We start from the raw sequence: 20,422 nt of genomic DNA, 5'->3' as shown, positions 1-20,422 counted from the left end.
CAGCCCCTACCCGCCATTTCTTCCCGGGCCCGGGCCCGGAAACCGGGCCCATGGTAGATCATGGGCCCGGTTGCAGAAGGTGGACCCGGGCGGGTCACGGGCCGGGCGCACAGCATCCACTGCCCGTTAAACAACGGATGGCCCCTGCCGAAGCAGGGGCCATCCGTTGAGAGCTACAGGCTAGTTATACGTGCCCGGAGCCAGATCGTCCGACGAGAAGCTGTCGAAGTCGACGAAGCTCAGGTCACCCTCGGTGAACGTGGCATCTTCGGTGAAGATGCGGTTCGGGTAACGCTCAGCCTTGGCTTCTTCCGTTGCCTCGACGGTGACGTCGCGGTAGCGGGGAAGGCCGGTGCCGGCGGGGATCAACTTACCGATGATGACGTTCTCCTTGAGGCCCATCAGCGGGTCGCTCTTGCCTTCCATGGCCGCCTGGGTCAGAACCCGGGTGGTCTCCTGGAAGGAAGCGGCGCTCAGCCAGGACTCGGTCGCCAGCGATGCCTTGGTGATACCCATGACCTCCTGGCGAGCGGATGCCGTCTTCTTGCCCTCGGTGAGCGCGGTGCGGTTGAGGTCGTTGTACTTCAACCGGTCAACGAGCTCGCCCGGGAGCAGTCCGGTGTCGCCGTGTTCGACAACAGTCACCTTGCGAAGCATCTGGCGAACGATGACCTCGATGTGCTTGTCGTGAATCGGTACACCCTGCGAACGGTAGACCTCCTGCACACCGGAGACGAGGTGCTTCTGCACCGCGCGAACACCCTTGACGCGAAGAACTTCCTTCGGGTCGACGGCGCCGATGATGATCTGCTGTCCGAGCTCAACGTGCTGGCCGTCCTCAACGAGGAGGGTCGAACGCTTGAGCACCGGGTAGGCGATCGCTTCGTCGCCACTGTCGGGGGTCAGGATGACCTTGCGGCCCTTGTCCGAATCCTCGATCGTGATGCGTCCGGCGGAGTCGACGATGGGAGACGCACCCTTGGGGGTACGCGCCTCGAACAGCTCCTGAACACGCGGCAGACCCTGGGTGATGTCGTCAGCGGATGCCGACCCACCCGTGTGGAAGGTACGCATGGTCAGCTGGGTGCCGGGCTCACCGATGGACTGTGCGGCGATGATACCGACTGCCTCACCGATGTCGACGAGCTGGCCCGTGGCGAGCGAACGGCCGTAGCAGACCGCACACACACCGACGGCCGACTCACAGGTGAGCACGGAACGCACCTTGATGGTTTCGACACCACCGGCGATGAGCTTCGCGATGAGCACGTCTCCGACGTCGTCTCCGGCGTCGGCGATGACCTCACCGGCAGTGTTGACCGCGGGTGCGGCCAGGCTGCGAGCGTAAACCGCGTTCTCGACGTTGAAGTCGACCAGAAGGCCGCCATCTTCGTCGCGCAGGAGCGCACCGGTCGTGGCGTCGGTTCCGGCAATGGGCAGTTCCAGACCCTTGCGCGTTCCACAGTCGTCTTCACGAATGATGACGTCCTGCGAGACATCCACGAGACGACGGGTGAGGTACCCCGAGTCGGCGGTACGCAGTGCGGTGTCGGCCAGTCCCTTACGAGCACCGTGAGTAGCAATGAAGTACTCAGCGACGGACAGGCCTTCGCGGTAGCTCGAGATGATCGGGCGAGGGATGATCTCACCCTTCGGGTTGTTCACGAGGCCTCGCATGCCGGCGATGTTTCGCACCTGCAGCCAGTTACCACGAGCACCCGAGGTCACCATGCGGTTGATGGTGTTGTCGGCCGGGAAGTTTGCCTGCATCGCTGCGGCAACGTCTTCCGTGGCACGCGTCCAGATCTGGATGAGCTCCTGGCGACGCTCGAGGTCGGTCGTGAGACCCTTCTCGAACTGTGCCTGAACCTTGGCGGCCTGCTTCTCGTAACCGGCGACGATCTCCTTCTTGTTCGGAGGCGTCAGAATGTCGCTGAGCGCAACTGTCACGCCAGAACGGGTTGCCCAGTAGAAACCGGCATCCTTGATCCGGTCGAGCGTTGCCGCGACCTCCACCTTGACGTACCGCTCCGCGAGGTCGTTGACAATGGTCGACATGGTGACCTTGTTGGCAACGTCTTCGAAGTACGGGTAGTCGGCCGGAAGCGCCTCGTTGAAGATGGCGCGACCGAGGCTCGTGGTGACGAGAACGGTACCGACGGCCTGGCCGTTGACCAGCTCGACGCCCTCGGGCTGTGTGCCCTCGGCGAAGTACTTATCAGTCAAGCGGATGCGCACCTTGGCATTCAGGTCGAGCGACTTCTGGTCGAACGCGAGAATGGCCTCGGACACGGTGGTGAAGGCACGGCCTTCTCCGACCACACCTTCCTTCATCGTGGTGAGGTGGTGCAGACCGATGATCATGTCCTGGGTGGGCAGGGTCACCGGACGACCGTCAGACGGCTTGAGGATGTTGTTCGAGGCAAGCATCAGGATGCGAGCCTCGGCCTGGGCCTCAACCGAGAGCGGAAGGTGCACGGCCATCTGGTCACCGTCGAAGTCGGCGTTGAACGCCGCACACACGAGCGGGTGCAGCTGAATTGCCTTGCCCTCCACGAGCTGAGGCTCGAAAGCCTGGATGCCGAGGCGGTGCAGGGTGGGTGCACGGTTGAGCATGACCGGACGCTCGCGGATGATCTCCTCGAGCACGTCCCAGACCTGCGGACGGCTGCGCTCGACCATGCGCTTGGCGGCCTTGATGTTCTGAGCGTGGCTCAGGTCGATCAGGCGCTTGATCACGAACGGCTTGAACAGCTCGAGTGCCATCTGCTTGGGCAGACCGCACTGGTGCAGCTTGAGCTGCGGGCCAACCACGATGACCGAACGGCCAGAGTAGTCCACGCGCTTGCCGAGCAGGTTCTGACGGAAACGACCCTGCTTTCCCTTGAGCATGTCGCTCAGGGACTTGAGGGCACGGTTACCGGTACCGGTGACCGGGCGACCACGGCGACCGTTGTCGAACAGTGCGTCGACGGCCTCCTGCAGCATCCGCTTTTCGTTGTTCACGATGATCTCGGGGGCACCGAGATCAAGCAGACGACGCAGGCGGTTGTTGCGGTTGATCACTCGACGGTAGAGGTCGTTGAGGTCAGAGGTGGCGAAACGTCCACCGTCGAGCTGCACCATCGGGCGCAGTTCGGGCGGGAGCACGGGTACGACGTCGAGCACCATTCCGGCCGGCGAGTTGCCGGTCATGATGAACGCGTTGACCACGCGCAGACGCTTGATGGCGCGGATCTTCTTCTGACCCTTGCCCTCGGCGATCTGCAGGTGCAGGTTTTCGCTCTCGGTGACCAGGTCGAAGGCCTCAAGGCGCTTCTTGATGGCTTCGGCGCCCATGTAGGCCTCGAAGTACATGCCGAAACGGTCCTGAAGCTCGTGGAAGACGGAGTCTTCCGGCTTCAGGTCGCCGACCTTGAGGGTGCGGAAGTCTTCCCACACACGCTCAAGGTGCACGATCTGCTCGTCCAGGGACTTGCGAACCTGGCCCATTTCCTTCTCGGCGGCGTCCTTGGTGCGCTTCTTCTGGTCGCTCTTGGCGCCTTCGGCCTCCAGTGCTGCGAGGTCGGTTTCCAGGCGCTGCAGGCGATCGGCGATGCGCTGGTCGCGGCTGGACTCGATGGTCTTGAGTTCGAGACGCAGCTCGTTCTCCAGGCCAGGCATGTCCTGGTGGCGACCGTCTTCGTCAACCGTGATGACCATGTATGCGGCGAAGTAGATGACCTTTTCGAGGTCCTTCGGAGCCATGTCCAGCAGGTAACCCAGACGCGAGGGCACACCCTTGAAGTACCAGATGTGCGTGACCGGAGCAGCGAGCTCGATGTGGCCCATGCGCTCACGGCGCACCGACGACTTCGTGACCTCTACACCGCAACGCTCGCAGACGATTCCTTTGAAGCGAACACGCTTGTACTTGCCGCACGAGCATTCCCAGTCCCGCGAGGGACCGAAGATCTGTTCACCGAACAGGCCGTCTTTTTCCGGCTTGAGCGTGCGGTAGTTGATAGTTTCGGGCTTCTTGACCTCACCGTGCGACCAACGACGGATGTCGTCTGCGGTAGCCAGGCCAATACGAAGCTCGTCAAATGTTGTTACGTCGAGCAATTTCTCTCCTTGGAAAGTTTTCGAAGTTTCTTTGGACCGGGCTTAGATGTCGTCGATGGACGACGACTCAAACCGGGTGGAAATGTTGATGCCGAGCTCTTCCGCAGCACGGAACACCTCGTCATCCGTGTCGCGCAGGCTCACTGCGGTGCCATCGGCCGAGAGCACCTCGACGTTCAAGCAGAGCGACTGCATTTCCTTGATAAGAACCTTGAAGCTCTCGGGAATGCCGGGTTCCTGGATGTTCTCACCCTTGACGATGGCTTCGTACACCTTGACGCGGCCGAGGATATCGTCGCTCTTGATGGTCAGGAGTTCCTGCAGGGCGTAGGCGGCTCCATATGCTTCGAGCGCCCACACCTCCATCTCACCGAAACGCTGTCCACCGAACTGCGCCTTACCACCCAGCGGCTGCTGGGTGATCATGGAGTACGGACCGGTCGAACGAGCGTGGATCTTGTCGTCGACGAGGTGGTGGAGCTTCAGGATGTACATGTATCCAACGGACACCGGCATCGGGAACGGCTCGCCGGAGCGGCCGTCGAAGAGCTGGGTCTTGCCGGTGGAACCGATGAGGCGATCGCCGTCGCGGGTCAGGGTCGTGGAGTCCAGAAGACCCTCGATCTCGATCTCGAGCGCACCGTCGAATACCGGAGTGGCGACCTTCGTGCCGGGGGCGGCACTGAAGGCGTGCTCCGGAAGCCGAGCAGCCCATTTCGGCTTGCCCTCGACGTTCCAGCCCTGCTTCGCAATCCAGCCGAGGTGCGTTTCGAGCACCTGACCGAAGTTCATGCGACCGGGGATACCGAGCGGGTTGAGGATGATGTCAACCGGGGTTCCGTCGGCGAGGAACGGCATGTCCTCGATCGGCAAAATGCGGGAGATGACACCCTTGTTGCCGTGACGCCCGGCGAGCTTGTCACCCTCGGTGATCTTGCGCTTCTGGGCGATGAACACGACCACGCGCTGGTTGACGCCCGAGCCGAGCTCGTCGTCGCCGTCCTGCGAGTCGAACACCTTGACACCGATGATGGTGCCGCGCTCACCGTGGGGAACCTTGAGCGAGGTGTCGCGAACTTCGCGGCTCTTCTCGTTGAAGATGGCGCGCAGCAGGCGCTCTTCGGCGGAGAGCTCGGTCTCGCCCTTGGGCGTGACCTTACCGACGAGGATATCGCCGGGGCGAACCTCGGCTCCGATGCGAATGATGCCACGCTCGTCGAGGTCGGCGAGGAAGTCCGGCGACACGTTGGGCAGGTCGCGAGTGATCTCTTCCTTACCCAGCTTGGTATCACGGGCATCCACTTCGTACTCTTCGATGTGAATCGAGGAGAGGGTGTCGTCCTTGACCAGGTTCTGGCTCAGGATGATCGCGTCCTCGAAGTTGTAGCCTTCCCACGGCATGAATGCCACGAGCAGGTTCTTTCCGAGGGCGAGTTCGCCCTGGTCGGTGGCGGGTCCGTCGGCGATAACCTCGCCGGCTTCGATGCGTTCACCGGCGTTGACGATCACGCGGTGGTTGAAGCTCGTGCCCTGGTTGGAGCGGCTGAACTTGCGCAGGTAGTAGTCCTGCGTTCCGCCCTCATCGAGCTGAATGGTAACGACGTCAGCCGAGACCTCGGAAACCACGCCGGGCTTCGCTGCGGTGAGCACGTCACCGGCGTCGATGGCCGTGTAGACCTCCATGCCGGTTCCGACGAGCGGGCTGTCGCTGAGGAGCAGCGGCACCGCCTGACGCTGCATGTTGGCGCCCATGAGCGCACGGTTAGCATCGTCGTGCTCGAGGAACGGGATGAGGCTGGTTGCTACCGACACCATCTGGCGCGGCGAGACATCCATGTAGCCGATCTCTTCAGCGGGAACGAGGTCGACCTCGCCACCCTTCTTACGAGCCAGCACGCGGGTTTCGGAGAAGTGCGAGTCCTTGGTCAACGGGGCGTTGGCCTGGGCGACGATGAAGTCGTCCTCTTCGCTCGCGGTGAGGTAATCGATCTGCTCGGTCACCTTGTTGTTGACCACACGACGGTACGGAGTCTCAATGAAACCGAACGCGTTGATCTGCGCGAAGGAGGCGAGCGACCCGATCAGACCGATGTTCGGGCCTTCCGGGGTTTCGATCGGGCACATGCGGCCGTAGTGCGAGGGGTGAACGTCTCGCACCTCGACGCCGGCGCGGTCACGGGACAAACCACCCGGGCCCAGCGCGGACAGGCGACGCTTGTGCGTCAGTCCGGCGAGCGGGTTGTTCTGGTCCATGAACTGCGACAGCTGGCTGGTTCCGAAGAACTCCTTGATCGCGGCAACGACGGGGCGCACGTTGATCAGGGTCTGCGGCGTGATCGCTTCGATGTCCTGCGTGGTCATGCGTTCGCGAACGACGCGCTCCATGCGGGACAGGCCGGTGCGCACCTGGTTCTGAATGAGCTCACCAACGGCGCGAATACGACGGTTACCGAAGTGGTCGATGTCGTCGATGTCGATGTTGATGTCGGTCATCTTGCCGTCGCGCAGACCCGGAAGGGTGGTCTGGTTGTCGTGCAGGGCGACGAGGTACTTGATGGTGGCCAGGATGTCCTGGAGCGTCAGTACGGAATCACTCAGCGGGGCTTCGAGGCCGAGCTTGCGGTTGATCTTGTAACGACCAACCTTGGCCAGGTCGTAGCGCTTGGAGTTGAAGAAGAAGTTGTCCAGGAGCGCACGCGCGGCCTCGGCAGCAACCTGCTCGCCGGGACGAAGCTTGCGGTAGATGTCCTTGAGGGCTTCTTCCTTGGTGAGGATGTTGTCCTTCTCGAGGGTGAGCTCGATGGACGCGTAGCCCTTGAACTCCTCGAGGATCTGCTCACTGGACAGGCCGAGGGCCTTGAGGAACACGGTCACGGACTGCTTGCGCTTGCGGTCGATACGTACGCCGACCTGGTCGCGCTTGTCGATCTCGAATTCAAGCCAAGCACCACGGCTCGGGATGACGCGGGCGGAGTAGATGTCCTTGTCAGACGTCTTCTCCTGCTCGCGGTTGAAGTACACGCCCGGGGAGCGCACCAGCTGCGAAACGACGACACGCTCGGTGCCGTTGATCACGAAGGTGCCCTTGGGGGTCATCAACGGGAAGTCACCCATGAACACGGTCTGAGTCTTGATCTCACCGGTGAGGTGGTTCATGAACTCAGCGTTCACATAGAGCGGGGCGGAATAGGTCTTACCCTTTTCCTTGCACTCGTCAATGGTGTACTTCTCCGGCTCGAGTTCCGGGTTGGTGAAGGACAGCTGCATCGTTTCGCCGAGGTCCTCGATGGGAGAGATCTCCTCGAAGATCTCATCGAGCCCGGTGCGATTCGGCAGGTCCTGGCGTCCGGCTTTCTGGGCCTCGGCGACGCGAGCTTTCCAGATGTCGTTGCCGACGAGCCAGTCGAAGCTCTCGGTCTGCAATGCAAGCAGATCCGGAACGTTCAAGTGGTCGCTGATCTTCGCGAACGACAGACGCTCGTGAGCGCGGCCGTTCTTGGGTGAGTTGGTGGTTGCGTTGCGCGCAGCAGCCAAGGAAATAACCTCCGTGGACCCCGTCAGGTCTAGTTACTGTTATTGGTGAAGACTCCGCAGACCCTAGGAAAGAAACTCGTAGGAAATGTGCCTCAAGGTGGCTTGAACACGCAAAGCCGACCGCAATATGAAGGCAAGGTTTGTCTGGGAGCGCAAGGATCAACTATATGCCCCATCTGGCGACATGTCCACTAAATTCTTGCCAATTCCCAAATTCTCAGGTATAACACCCCTCCGCCCTCCCGCGAGAGCGGGAAAATGGTTGCTTCAGCGGTGGTGAAGCAACCATTTTTCCGCTCTCGCGAAAGGGTCGAGGAGCTGGAGGGCGCAGACTGGGGGGATGAGCAGTGGGCGTAAGGGTGAATCAGGCAGCGACGCGGGGCATCCGTCGGTCGTATTGAAATTGAGTGGACACACGGCGGTGATTGAACCCGACCGATTCACCCCCGGCAGCTTTCAGCTCGTGGTCGACGGCACACCGCAGTCGCACGTGAACATCGATCACCCCGACGAGCTGTTCTTCGAGTACATCCAGCGCATCGGGCACGTGATCGACCTGCTCGGCGACCCGCACGAGCCGATCACCGCCGTTCACCTCGGCGCAGGTGCGCTCACCCTGCCGCGCTATGTTGAGGCGACCCGGCCCGGTTCCCGCCAGCAGGTCGTTGAGATTGAAAGCGACCTGATCGATCTAGTGCGCTCGGAGTTGCCGTGGGATAAACGTGCCCAGCTGCGCGTGCGCCACGGCGATGCCCGCGAAGTGCTCGGCAAGCTGCCCGCCGGGCTGCACGGCGCCGTCGACCTCGTTGTGGTCGATATCTTTTCGGGAGCGCGCACTCCCAAACACGTCACGAGTCGAGAGTTCTTCGCCCTCGCCGCCCCGCTGTTGTCTCCGCGCGGCGTCCTCGCCGTCAACGTAGCGGATGGCCCCGGCCTCGCGTTCGCGCGCGGCCAGGCCGCAACCCTTTCGGCCGTGTTCGACCACGTCATCGGATTCGCCGAGACGCAGGTGCTCAAGGGCCGCCGCTTCGGCAATATCGTGTTCGTGGCCGCCCACACCCCGATCGACCTCAATTGGATTCCGCGGCTGCTCGCCAACGGCCCGCACCCGGCCAAGGTCATCGAGGGCACCGAACTGAAGCAATTCATGGCCGGTTCACTCGTCGCCACCGACGAAACCTCGACGCAGTCGCCGCTCCCCGGCCGCACCGTCTTTCAAATCGGGCACTAGCCGCCACGCCCGGTACCGACGGCCTCGATCGGCGCCAGCGGGGGTACCCTAGATCGACCCCTTCACCGCGGCTTCGCCGCCCGTCTTACAGGAACACACCCTGAGTTTCATCATCGGTTACGATCCCATCACTCTGCGCGAGAAAGTCGACCTTCTGGCCGCTGGCGAGCGACTCGCCGAGCTCGGCAACCTGCGCAGCCTCGCCGCCCTCAATGAGAAGGTCGCCCTGCTGCGCCTGGTCGGTCGACTCGACGAAGCCTGGGAGATCGCGAATGAGGCGCTGCGTCAGTCGCGCTTCACCGGCAACCGGGAGCAGGCCGTGGCCAGTCGCATCCGTCGAGCCCAGGTTCTGCAATTTCAAGGCAAGCTTGATGAGGCCGCGAGCGAGCTGACCCACTGCATCCTCGACTCCGAGGTGCACGAGTGGACCAGGCTCGCCGCCTACGCCCGGCAGCACCGCGGCAAGGTGTACTTCGACCAGGGCAACCTCGAGGGTGCGCTCACCGATTTCACGGCGGCCGTGTTTCTGCGGGAGAAAGACGGCGCCGACGCCGACGAACTCGACAGCTCGCTGCTCGCCGTGGCGGTCGTCGAGTCGCACATCGCCGCTCGCGGCCCCCAGTCCTGACCGACACCGTCCTGCCCAGCACCGTCCTGCCCAGCACGGTCCTGCCCAGCACCCTCCTGCCCAGCACCGTCCTGACCACCCTCCTGCCCAGCACGGTCCTGCCCAGCACCCTCCTGCCCAGCACCGTCCTGACCACCCTCGCGCCACACAGGCTTGACCTCCCCTGCGGCGCTCAGTCCCGCACCTCGCGACCCCCGGTCCCAACTCCGCGACCCGCAGTCCCCCCTACCGCGCGCCCCCAGGCCTACCCTCCCGCGCGCATAACTCCTGCAAATTCAGGCCAGGGGTTCCAACACCTGTGGAATCTCGCGGTACCAGCTTTGCGCCGGCTGGAATTGCAGGAGTTATGCGACATTGCGACCGGATACTGGCCGTGGGCCGTGTGCTGCGGCATGCTGTACTCACCTCGAGTGCAATCTCCTCGAGTGCAATCACCACGACGGCAATCACCACGAAGGCGAGGTGAACGGTGGCCCATCGGGCTCTGCGGTTTCGTCGCGCGGTGATCACCGTGTCGCCACTGCCGCCAACGCCGGCCCAGCTGCGCACGGCACCCGGCGTGCGGGGGCTGACCAGGCTGCGCATGGTGACCGCACTGAGCACGGCTACCGCACTGATTATTCTGACGCTCGCGGCCTGCAGCGCCGAAGCGCCAAACGCTGCACCGGCGACCGAGCGACCGGCCCAGCCGACCCCGACCCAACTCGAGTCGGGCACCAACCCACTCACGCCGGTGCAGCCGGTCGGCGACCCCGTTGTCATCGCTTCCGGGTTGGCGGCACCATGGTCGATTCTGCGGCTGCCCAGCGGCGCCACGCTCATCAGCGAGCGCGATACCGCCCGGGTGCGCGAGTTGCTGCCCGACGGGAGCCTGCGTGAGGTCGGCACGGTCGAAGCAGCGCAGCCGAATGGTGAGGGCGGCCTGCTCGGCCTCGCCTTCCTCGCCGATACCGCAGCGCCCGGCGGAGACGGCTGGGTCTACGCCTACCTCAGCACGGCGACCGACAACCGCATTGAGCGGATGCCCCTGGCCGGGTCCAACGGCGGCCACACCCTCGGGGCACCGGATCTGGTTCTGGATTCGATTCCGCGGGCCGGCAATCACAATGGCGGCCGCATCGCATTCGGGCCCGACGGGCTGCTGTACGCCACGGTCGGCGATGCCGGAAACCCGGCCACCGCCCAGGATCTCGATGCACTCGGCGGCAAGATTCTGCGCATGACCCCCACCGGGGACGTCCCCATCGGTTCCGAGGCCAATCCCTTCGACACGCTCGTCTACTCCTACGGGCATCGCAACCCGCAGGGTATCGCCTGGGATTCCCACGGGCAGCTGTGGTCGAGCGAGTTCGGCCAGAACACCTGGGATGAGCTCAACCGTATTGTGCCGGGCGGCAATTACGGTTGGCCGACGGTCGAGGGCCAGGCCGGCGACGCAAGATTCATCGATCCCGAGCAGCAATGGTCCACAGCGGATGCGAGCCCGAGCGGCCTGGTTATCGTGTCTGACACGATCTTTCTGGCCAGCCTGCGCGGCAGCCGCTTGTGGAGTATCCCGATCACGAGTGGCTCCACTGGCGGGGACTCCTCCACAGGGGCACCCACCGCGTGGTTCGTGAACAGATATGGGAGGCTGCGGGACGTGGTGTCGGGCCCTGCTGGCACACTATGGTTTGTGAGTAATAACACAGACGGTCGGGGCTCCCCGGTAGCCGGTGACGACCGGCTTTATCAGGTGCATGTGCGCCCCGTTTCGGTACCCGCCGCGATGGTCGAGCCCTGATGGCCGATCTCGTTCAGGTGCGACGCTGGGCTGATGCCCTTATCGTGCTGCACCTCGACCCCAGCTGGACCTTCGGCTTCGACAACGCGAAGAAGCGGGCTGGCCTGTGCAATTTCAGCAAGAAACACATCACGGTCTCGCGCTACCTCGCCGCGCGCTATGCCGATGACGACGTGCACCAGATTCTGCTGCACGAGCTCGCGCACGCCTTGGCCGGGCCCCGGGCCGGGCACGGCCCGCGCTGGAAGAAAATGGCGTACGACCTCGGCTACGACGGCAAGCGCACCCACGACGGCGAAATCGCCGATGAGCTCGCGCCCTGGGTGGGAACCTGTCCGGCCGGGCACACGCACTATCGCTATCGGCAACCCACCCGCCCCCTGGCCTGCGGGCTCTGTGCCCGTCGGTTTGATCAGGCCCACGCGATCACGTGGCTGCGGCGCGAGATTACGACGGCTATCCGCCGCAAGGCCGCGGCCTCGGCCGGCCCGTAACGACTCGCACCGGCAGCTTCCCCGGGCACAGCAGCTCAGGGCACAGCGGCCCAGGGCACAACGGCACAGCGGCACAGGGGCACAGGGCACAGCCATCCCGCTCGGTAGAACCGCCGCATCGGCCGACAGACGCCGTTACCGCGGGAACGGCCCGGGTGCGGGTTCTTCTTGCCGCACCACCGCCGGCGACGTGAGGCCGTGCAGGATCGCGTCCACGCCGAACACAAACGCCTCATCCGAATAGGGCGACGACGTCCCGACCGGGACGAGCCCGGCGCGGGTGAGCTCGGCGTAATTCTGCTCTTCGGCCACGGCGCCGAGCAGATAGTGGGTGAGTGCGCGGGCGCCCCACTCTGCGCGACGTTCGTCGAGTTCCCGACCGAGCGCGTCCCGCAGCACCCGCGTGGCCGGAAGCGGCCGAACTTCGAGTGCCTGAGCGAGCGACACGATCTCCGCACCGTCACGCACCGACAGCAGGGCGAGGCGCAGATCCAGCACGATTTGGCGCGTTTGCGCCGACGGCACGCCGCCGGATTCCCGCGACCACCGCGTCACGACGGGGGCGAGCAGGCGGTCGGCCACCGCCGCGAGTAGGTCGTGTTTATTTTTGACGTGCCAGTACAGCGCGCCGGGCTGCACGCCGAGCGCTTTGGCGAGCTGGCGCATCGAGAGGGATGCCAGGCCGTATTCGTGCAGGATCGCGAGCGCCGCGTCCACGATCTGCCCCCGCGAGAGTGCCATTGCTTCCCCACCTTGTTCCGATCCGTTAACCCTATACTTGAACGATGTTCAATAACTTCGCGCGGCTCGCAGCCCGGCTCCTCACCGGCGATTCACTGATCCGCGAGGAGGCGCTGGCGATTCTTCGTTCGGGCGACGACGAGTTGCTGGATCTCGTCGCGGCGGGCGCACGTCTCCGGCGCGAACATTTCGGTAATGCCGTGAAGGTCAACTACCTGGTCAATCTGAAATCCGGGCTGTGCCCGGAAGACTGTCACTATTGCTCGCAGCGGCTCGGATCCGAGTCACAGATCCTCAAGTATTCGTGGATGGAGACCGCCGAGGCCGTCGAGCAGGCGGCGATCGGAATCCGGGCTGGCGCGTCGCGGGTGTGTCTCGTGGCCAGCGGCAAGGGACCGAGCAACCGCGATGTCGACCGGGTGGCCGGGATTCTCGACCAACTCAAGGACGAGCATCCGCAGGTTGAGGTCTGCGCCTGCCTCGGCATTCTGAAAGACGGCCAGGCCGAGAAGCTGAAGTCTGCGGGCGCCGACGCCTACAACCACAGCCTCAACACGAGCCAGTCGCGCTACGCCGAGATCTGCACCACCCACGACTACGACGACCGCGTGCGCACGGTCGAACACGCCAAAACCGCCGGCCTCTCCCCCTGCTCCGGCCTGATCGTGGGCATGGGGGAAAGCGACGACGAGCTGGTCGATGCGATCTTCGCGCTGCGCGACCTCGGCAGCGAATCGATCCCGGTGAACTTCCTCATGCCGTTCGAGGGCACGCCCCTGGCGGGAACGTGGCTGCTCACGCCGGCCCGGTGCGTGCGCATCCTCGCCCTGGTGCGTTTTGCCTGCCCGGCCACCGAACTGCGAATGGCGGCCGGCCGCGAAATGCACCTGCGCTCCCTGCAACCCCTGGGCCTTCAGTTGGCCAACTCGCTGTTCTTAGGCGACTATCTGACGAGCGAAGGCCAGGAAGCGAACGCCGACCTCGAGATGATCGCGGACGCCGGATTCCGCGTGCTGGGTACGGACGAGATCGCTCGTGTGGCGCCACCGGTTGTGCTTCGGCAGCGCGGCGCCGGCACCGCGGTCGCGCCCAACGCCTGAACCCGGCGATAATCACCGCGTCACCGGCCGAACCCGATCGGGGACCGGCGTGGCATCCGTTGCACCGCCGGCGAGTTAGCCGATCAGCGGGTGTCGTAGCGGGCCAGGGCGTCGGCATCGGTCGCGTGCGTCATTGCGCGGCGGGCAGTGTCGAGCGCGGTCACCGGGTCACTCTCCGCCACGGCGAGCGCCAATTGCCGCTCGGCCTCGGCCAGCCGGGTGCGAGCGCCGGCCTGCACCCGCCCGCGGTGCGCCGCCACAAAGTCACGGGTGATCGTGATCTGGCTGCGCGCGGTGAGCAGCGCGCCGGCCAGGGCCGTGCGCGCGTTGTCGAGGCGCAATTGCCGGTTGCGTGCCTCAGAGCGGATGCTGTCCAGCCCGTTCATAGCCGTCTCGAGCGCCACCAGGTCGGCGGCGGGGTCGCTCGAGCGCCCGGGCTCGCGCAGCGCGGCCTGCACGGACGCTGCAGCGGCAATGACCTGATTCAGAGACGCACTCGTGTCGGATTCTTCGTGACCGTCGCGCAGGGCACGAGCCTCGGCCAATTCCGAGCTGGCCGCATCCAGCGCCTTCTGCAGGTTGGCGAAACCACGGTGCAGCTGGTCTTCGCCGGTTTCGATCGCATCGAGCAGCGTGGTGGCCTGAAACAGGGCGTGCTCGGCGGCCTGCAATTCCGCCCCCACCGGCGGGGCGGATGCCTCGGCCAACCGCGCCGCTGCGGCATCGGCACTGGCTACCGCCGCCTCAAGCGAGGCACGGGCCCGGGCAACGTTGTTGCTGATCGGCGCGAGCGCCGACGCGGAATAGCTCAGGCTCAGCCGGGTGAGCGTGCTCGCCCCGCCCGCGACCCGATCGGTGACCCGCCCCAAACGGCGGCGGAGCTCCTCAAGCTGCTGCGGCGCATTCCGCTCCACGCCGCGCCTAGCCGTGAAATCGCGGGCCTGGTTGGTGAGCCGACCGGTCGCTTCATCGGCCAGCTGAATGATTTGCTGGCTCCACCGGGTGCGCTCCGCGGCGCTGTCCGGCAGCGCATCGTCAAGTTTCTGTTGCAGCGCGAACGCATCGCTGAGCTGACGCCGTGAGGTGGCGAGTGCGCTGGCAAACTCCCGCGTGGCGGATTCGCTGAACTGCGCGATCGCAAAGCCGAGCTCGTCGGTGGCGTCTTGCACCTCGTCGTCAGCGCGCACGAGGCTGATATTCGCGCTACGGGCCAGTTCGGCAGCCGCCGCGCTCACTTCCGCCAGCCGCGCGCTGGTGCGCCGCCGCGACGCGCTCACCAGCGCCCACACACCGGCCACAACGAGGCCAAGAACGATGACCGAGGGCACCCACCAGAAATCGCCATTCATGGGCTTGAGTCTAATTTAGGTTGCTGGGTGACGGCCCGCCATTGACCCCCGAGTCACGCCTAACGGTCGTCGGCGGAGGGCCGACGCATCTGCTGCCGGATCATCTCAAAATCATGGCGCGAGATCTCCAACATCCCACGGCGCAGCTGGAAGCCCCAGTCGGGGTTTCCGCGGGTGAGCTGCAGCACCGATACCAGCGGGCGGATGCTCGTCGGCCACGCATCGAGGTCATAATCGGCCCGGCGGCGCCACGGTCGAAAGTCGTTGCCGGGGTCGCCCACCTGATACGCGTAGGCATCCGCGATGCGCCCGATGGCGGTGAATTCCTTGAGCGGATCGCCCTCGATCGCCGTTTTCGGCGAGTAATAGACGATGCCGTCAGCTTCACCCATCTGCTTGATGAGATCACCGGCACCGCGGTTGGCGCGGGCGATGCCCAAATCGACACCCCGCAGCACGTGCTCGCGGTGCACAACGCCGAGCCAGAACCGAATTGCCACCATCTAAGTTGTACTGCATGCCGCTGTCAGAGCAAACTGGGCAGATGCGCGTACTGCTCAAAGAGATCCTCGACTGCACACCGGATGCCGCCTGGCACGCCATCCACAGCCCCGCTGTGTTTCGCGAGGTGAGTTCCCCGTTCATGGCGGTGGAATCGCTCGAAGCCGACGGCTTCCCCACCCGCTGGGAACCCGGCGAGCACCCCGCCATGTTCTCCATGCTGGGCCTGGTGCCGATGGGAACGCAGGTCATTCGACTCGCCAACTCGACCCACCGCCCCGACGGGGTGCGCATTCTGCGCGACACCGGGCGCGGGGTGTCTGGCGCGCTAAGCGCGGTCACGCTGTGGGATCACCGTATGGCCATCGCACCCGACCCGGCCGGTTCGGGAAAAACGCTCTATCGCGACCAGCTCATTTTTCGCGGCCGACCGGCCACGCTGGCGCTCTGGCCGACTTTTTGGGCATTCTGGCAGTGGCGCATGCTGCGCCTCAAACGCCTCGCGCCCACCTGGCAGCACGACGTCGGCATCGACGATCCCGCCTTCGTGCCGCTGTCGCAGCGCGCAGTGACCACCAATGCCGGCGACACCGCCGCCAGCGATGAGTAGCGGATGCTGCGGCGCCGCCGGCCCGGCCAGCCACCCCCGCCGGGCCGCGACCTGTGCGTTCGATGCCGGTCGACGGTAGCGTAGCCACCATGAGTTCTTCCCTCGGAGCCTTGCAGATCACCGACTGGCGTCGCCGTGTAACCGCACTGTATGCGGGGGTTCGCCAGCTGAGCACGAGCAATCCGCGGAGCGGACACGAGTTGTGGCGTTCCGGGCGGGATGAACTGTTCGCCGGGCATCCGTCGTCACCGTTGCTTCCGGACGACCGATCGGCGTTCACCGGGCTGCCGATCGCGGCCTACGACCCGGACTGGCGGTTCGAGGTTGAGGTGCACCGGGCCGAGCAGCCGTATCGAATGATGGTCGAGACCGGGACCGACGGCACCGTACCGTTCGACCTGGTCGGCACGGTGCGGCTGCCCTACCTCGGTTCACTCGATGTGTGGCGGCTCGCGAGTTACGGCGGCGGCCTGTTTCTCCCATTGAAAGATGCCCTGGCCGGCAAAAACGATGGAACCTACGGCGGCGGTCGCTATTTACTCGACACCATCAAAGGCGCTGATCTCGGCCCCGGGGTGGGCGACGACAGCCTCATTCTCGACTTCAACTTTGCCTACAATCCCTCCTGCGCCTACGACCCGATGTGGGCCTGCCCACTGCCACAGAGCGGCAACATCATCGCCGTCGAAGTGCCCGTCGGCGAGCTGTACCACGGCGACCACTCGTAGCTTCGAGGCGCTGCACTCAGTCGATTTGACAGCATCCGCTAGAGTAGGAGTACTTGCGAGTGCGTAGTTGCGCTCGCTGCGTCGTAGAACGCCCTCTTCTTATTGAGGCCGCCCACCGGGTCGTCTTGATTTTGCGAATGAACATTCTTACGGCGAACGGATGTGCCCTTCGGCACCTTCGCCATGTGAATCCTCCTGGTTTGATTGCCGCTCGACGGCAACCCGAACGGGCGAGGAGACTGATGCCCGAAAGGCACCACTTTGTCTACAACTTTCAGCACGCTCGGCGTGCCGGCTCCCCTGGTTAAAGTTCTTTCCACCCAGGGAATCGACACCGCCTTCCCCATTCAGGTCGACACCCTTCCTGACACCCTGAACGGCCGCGACGTACTCGGCCGCGGCAAGACCGGCTCGGGCAAGACCCTCGCCTTCTCGCTTCCGATGGTGTCCCGCCTCGGCGGTAACCTCGCCGGTGGCAAGCGTCGCCCGGGCCGTCCGCTCGGCCTGATCCTGGCGCCGACCCGCGAGCTCGCCACGCAGATCACCAACGCGATCACCCCGCTCGCCGAGGCCTATGGCCTCAATACCACCACGATTTTCGGCGGTGTCTCGCAGGGCCGTCAGGTCGCCGCCCTCAAGGCCGGCGTCGACATCGTCGTGGCCTGCCCCGGTCGGCTCGAAGACCTCATGAAGCAGGGCTTCGTGAACCTCGACACCATCGAGATCACCGTGCTCGACGAGGCCGACCACATGGCCGACCTCGGTTTCCTGCCCGTCGTGACCCGCATTCTCGACAAGACGCCCGGCAACGGCCAGCGCATGCTGTTCTCCGCCACGCTCGACAACGGCGTGGACAAGATCGTCAAGCGTTTTCTGCACGACCCGGTGATGCACTCGGTCGACGAGGCCAACAGCCACGTCTCGGCCATGACCCACCACGTGTTCGAGGTTTCCGGCGTCGACGCGAAGAAGGAACTCGTGCAGAAGCTCGCGAGCGGCTCCGGCCGTCGCATCCTCTTCATGCGCACCAAGCACCAGGCCAAGAAGCTCGCCAAGAGCCTCACCGACGCCGGCATCCCCTCCGTCGACCTGCACGGCAACCTCTCCCAGGTGGCTCGTGACCGCAACCTCGCCGCGTTCAGCGCCGGCACGGTTAAGGTTCTCGTCGCCACCGACGTCGCAGCTCGCGGCGTGCACGTCGACGACATCGAACTCGTGATCCACGTTGACCCGCCGGCCGAGCACAAGGCATACCTGCACCGCTCGGGCCGTACCGCCCGTGCCGGCAGCGCCGGTGACGTCGTCACCGTCGTGCTGCCCGAGCAGAAGCGCGACACCGATGCACTCCTGCGCAAGGCCGCCATCAAGGTGACCCCGCAGCGGGTGGATGCTTCCTCCGCCGCCGTCGACGCACTCGTCGGCGACGTCGCCGCCTACGTCAAGCCGCTTCCCCGTGTCGAGGCACCGCAGCAGCAGCGTCAGTCGCAGGGCGGACGCTCGCAGGGTGGTCGCTCACAGGGCGGCCGTTCACAGGGCGGCCGCAGCCAGGGCGCCGACTCCAGCCGTGGCGGCCGCGACGGTGGCCGCGATGGTGGCCGCGACGGTGGCGCCAGCCGCTCCGGCGGACGCTCTGATGGGGCCCGCACCGACCGTCACGACGGCGGCCGCGGCCGTAGCAGCGACACCGCTTCGGCCGGTGGCGCACGTCGCGAGCGTTCCGGCCGTCCGGCCGGCGCCGCGAGCAGCGCCCCCCGTTCCGGTTCAGCCGCCGGTCGTTCCGGCGGAGCACGCGTCGGCAGCCTTCAGGTCGGCGGACTCGTTCGCGGACCGAGCTCAGGCGGAGCCGGCCGTTCAGCTCCGCGCCGCTCACAGGGCTAACCAGCCCGCAGCATCCGCTAGCCCGCAGCATCCGCTAGATCAAAAACGGGCCGGTCTCTTCGTGAGACCGGCCCGTTTTTTGTGTGCACCACCGCGGTCGCGTACGGCAGCACCCGCAAAAACGGTTAGTGTCGGATGATGAACACCACAGTTGTCGTTCGACCCGTCACCGAAGCCGATGCCGAAAGTCTGGGCCGCGTCCACGCCGCCTGCTGGCATGAAACCTACGATCACCTGCTCAGCCAGGCTGCTCTGTCACAGCTACGCCCCCAGCGTCTCGCGGCAATGTGGCGCCGCTTCACCACCCAGGGGCAGGAATACCGCCAGAGCGTCGTTCTCGTCGATGGCGAGATCGTGGGCTTCGCCGGCAGCGGACCGAGCCGCGACGACGACCAGCCCACCGCCCACGAGCTGTTTTTCATGTACCTGCTCGACGCGCAGCATGGACTGGGAATCGGCCAGAAGCTGTTCGACTCCGTCGTAGATCCCGGCCCGTCGTCGCTCTGGGTCGCCGCCGACAACCCGCGCGCGCACGCGTTCTATGCCCGCAACGGTTATCGCGCCGACGGCAACGAACGCACCGAAGAGGTTCTCGGGGAAAAGCTGCACGAAGTGCGTTTGGTGCGGTAGAGCCCTGCTCACAAGTGCAATTTTGGCTGTTCAGCGCTAGTTTTAGCACCAAAATGCCCCGCTGGGGTTTTTGGGCACAGTCCACGCAATAGGGTGAACGGATGACAAATTCCACGGCACCCGCAGCGATCCCCGTCATCCTCGATGTTGACACCGGAGTCGACGATGCCCTGGCTATTTTGTTCGCGCTCGCCCACCCCGGCATCAATGTGCTCGGCATCAGCTGCGTTGCCGGCAATGCCTCGCTGGAGCGAGTCGTCGAAAACACCCTGCGCATTCTCGACGTCGCCGATGCCCCGACCATTCCGGTCGCCGCCGGCGCCCGACGGCCGCTGCTCGAACCGGCCCGATCGGCCGCGCACGTGCACGGTGAAGGCGGCTTAGGCACCCTGCAGCTTCCGCCAACCAACCGACAGGCCGAACCGATCAGTTCGATCGAGCTCATGCACCGACTGATCCGGGCCAGCCCGCATCCGGTCACCCTGGTTGGGCTTGCCCCCCAGACCAACCTGGCGCTGTTGCTGCGTCAGTACCCCGACGTGGTCGAGAATATCGAGCGCATTGTTTTCATGGGCGGATCCACCACGGTCGGCAACGCCACCGCCGTTGCGGAATTCAATGTCTGGCACGACCCGGAAGCTGCGGCCATCGTGCTCGACTCCGGTGTGCCCACCTTCATGTACGGGCTCGACGTGTTCAACCAGGTCGCCATCCCCGAGCTGGCTGCCAACGCCCTGGTGGCCAGCACAACCAACCTCGCACACGTCGTCGGTCGACTGCTCAGCAATCGAATCGCGCTGGGGCCGGGCCGCGACGCCGAATACACCGGACTCATCGGCGATGCCGGCGCCCTTTGCGCGCTCGTCGATCCGGACGGTCTGACCACCAGCATGCTGCCCCTGCGCGTACAACTTTCCGGCTACGGTCGCGGCCAGACCCTGGTGGACAAGCGCATCCATCCCGGCGAAGACACCGTGCATGGCCTGTCCGGCGACTGGGAAGCCGCCGAAGTCGCGCTCGACGTTGACGTGGACCGCTACGTGCACCTGTTTCTCGACACCCTCGGGCTGAGTTCAGCGCTGCCGCAGACGGCGTAGCTGCCAAGAGAGCG

General features: G+C 64.9%; 16 protein-coding genes. 10 read left to right on the top strand and 6 right to left on the bottom strand.

The window, feature by feature from the left end:
• Nucleotides 1–180 precede the first annotated feature (180 nt).
• Entirely contained in the window at nt 181–4,104 is a 3,924-nt protein-coding gene (locus tag QMK22_RS00165) for a DNA-directed RNA polymerase subunit beta' (RefSeq protein WP_283495619.1), read from the bottom strand.
• A 42-nt stretch (nt 4,105–4,146) separates the two neighbouring features.
• Nucleotides 4,147–7,638 (bottom strand): DNA-directed RNA polymerase subunit beta, encoded by a 3,492-nt coding sequence (gene rpoB / locus QMK22_RS00160; RefSeq protein WP_283495618.1) that lies wholly within the window; start codon nt 7,636–7,638, stop codon nt 4,147–4,149.
• Nucleotides 7,639–7,978: 340 nt separating this feature from the next.
• On the opposite strand from rpoB, the gene QMK22_RS00155 reads away from it, so the two are divergent.
• On the top strand, nt 7,979–8,869 hold the full coding sequence (locus QMK22_RS00155; protein WP_283495617.1) for a spermidine synthase: 891 nt from the start codon (nt 7,979–7,981) through the stop codon (nt 8,867–8,869).
• Nucleotides 8,870–8,954: 85 nt separating this feature from the next.
• Here the strand turns inward: QMK22_RS00155 and QMK22_RS00150 are convergent, their stop codons facing one another.
• Nucleotides 8,955–9,230: a hypothetical protein gene (locus QMK22_RS00150; RefSeq protein ID WP_283495616.1), complete on the bottom strand. Its 276-nt coding sequence runs from the start codon at nt 9,228–9,230 to the stop codon at nt 8,955–8,957.
• Here QMK22_RS00150 and QMK22_RS00145 point away from each other — a divergent pair.
• The 3 genes from QMK22_RS00145 (at nt 9,189) to QMK22_RS00135 (ending at nt 11,774) form a co-directional block, all read left to right on the top strand.
• Nucleotides 9,189–9,497 (top strand): hypothetical protein, encoded by a 309-nt coding sequence (locus tag QMK22_RS00145; protein ID WP_283495615.1) that lies wholly within the window; start codon nt 9,189–9,191, stop codon nt 9,495–9,497. The two genes, QMK22_RS00150 and QMK22_RS00145, sit on opposite strands and share 42 nt — an antisense overlap.
• A 469-nt stretch (nt 9,498–9,966) precedes the next feature.
• Nucleotides 9,967–11,280: a PQQ-dependent sugar dehydrogenase gene (locus QMK22_RS00140; protein WP_283495614.1), complete on the top strand. Its 1,314-nt coding sequence runs from the start codon at nt 9,967–9,969 to the stop codon at nt 11,278–11,280.
• Nucleotides 11,280–11,774: a SprT-like domain-containing protein gene (locus QMK22_RS00135; RefSeq protein WP_283495613.1), complete on the top strand. Its 495-nt coding sequence runs from the start codon at nt 11,280–11,282 to the stop codon at nt 11,772–11,774. The genes QMK22_RS00140 and QMK22_RS00135 overlap by 1 nt, the downstream gene beginning before the upstream one ends.
• A gap of 135 nt (nt 11,775–11,909) precedes the next feature.
• On the opposite strand, the gene QMK22_RS00130 is transcribed toward QMK22_RS00135, so the two are convergent.
• On the bottom strand, nt 11,910–12,515 hold the full coding sequence (locus QMK22_RS00130) for a TetR family transcriptional regulator (RefSeq protein WP_283495612.1): 606 nt from the start codon (nt 12,513–12,515) through the stop codon (nt 11,910–11,912).
• Nucleotides 12,516–12,559: 44 nt separating this feature from the next.
• Here QMK22_RS00130 and bioB point away from each other — a divergent pair, with 44 nt between their 5' ends.
• Complete coding sequence (bioB, locus tag QMK22_RS00125; protein ID WP_283495611.1) at nt 12,560–13,615, top strand: biotin synthase BioB; 1,056 nt, start codon at nt 12,560–12,562, stop codon at nt 13,613–13,615.
• 83 nt (nt 13,616–13,698) lie between these two features.
• Here the strand turns inward: bioB and QMK22_RS00120 are convergent, their stop codons facing one another.
• Nucleotides 13,699–14,964: a hypothetical protein gene (locus QMK22_RS00120; RefSeq protein WP_283495610.1), complete on the bottom strand. Its 1,266-nt coding sequence runs from the start codon at nt 14,962–14,964 to the stop codon at nt 13,699–13,701.
• Nucleotides 14,965–15,023: 59 nt separating this feature from the next.
• Nucleotides 15,024–15,467 carry an EVE domain-containing protein gene (locus tag QMK22_RS00115; RefSeq protein ID WP_283495609.1) on the bottom strand — a complete coding sequence of 148 codons (444 nt, stop codon included), beginning with the start codon at nt 15,465–15,467 and terminating at the stop codon, nt 15,024–15,026.
• A 41-nt stretch (nt 15,468–15,508) separates the two neighbouring features.
• On the opposite strand from QMK22_RS00115, the gene QMK22_RS00110 reads away from it, so the two are divergent.
• The 5 genes from QMK22_RS00110 (at nt 15,509) to QMK22_RS00090 (ending at nt 20,408) form a co-directional block, all read left to right on the top strand.
• On the top strand, nt 15,509–16,075 hold the full coding sequence (locus tag QMK22_RS00110) for a hypothetical protein (protein ID WP_283495608.1): 567 nt from the start codon (nt 15,509–15,511) through the stop codon (nt 16,073–16,075).
• Nucleotides 16,076–16,164: 89 nt separating this feature from the next.
• Nucleotides 16,165–16,803, top strand: a complete 639-nt coding sequence (locus QMK22_RS00105) for a DUF1684 domain-containing protein (RefSeq protein ID WP_283495607.1) — start codon at nt 16,165–16,167, stop codon at nt 16,801–16,803.
• Between the two features lie 261 nt (nt 16,804–17,064).
• On the top strand, nt 17,065–18,681 hold the full coding sequence (locus QMK22_RS00100) for a DEAD/DEAH box helicase (protein WP_283495606.1): 1,617 nt from the start codon (nt 17,065–17,067) through the stop codon (nt 18,679–18,681).
• Nucleotides 18,682–18,819: 138 nt separating this feature from the next.
• Nucleotides 18,820–19,311 (top strand): GNAT family N-acetyltransferase, encoded by a 492-nt coding sequence (locus QMK22_RS00095; protein ID WP_349360328.1) that lies wholly within the window; start codon nt 18,820–18,822, stop codon nt 19,309–19,311.
• A gap of 101 nt (nt 19,312–19,412) precedes the next feature.
• Nucleotides 19,413–20,408, top strand: coding sequence for a nucleoside hydrolase (locus tag QMK22_RS00090; RefSeq protein ID WP_283495604.1), 996 nt, complete (start codon nt 19,413–19,415; stop codon nt 20,406–20,408).
• Nucleotides 20,409–20,422: the final 14 nt, after the last annotated feature.

It is taken from the genome of Cryobacterium sp. PH29-G1, assembly GCF_030063365.1.
Classification (GTDB): Bacteria; Actinomycetota; Actinomycetes; order Actinomycetales; family Microbacteriaceae; genus Cryobacterium.
The sequence above is the reverse complement of the archived record's forward strand: the minus strand, read 5'-3'. Positions and strand labels throughout refer to the sequence as shown.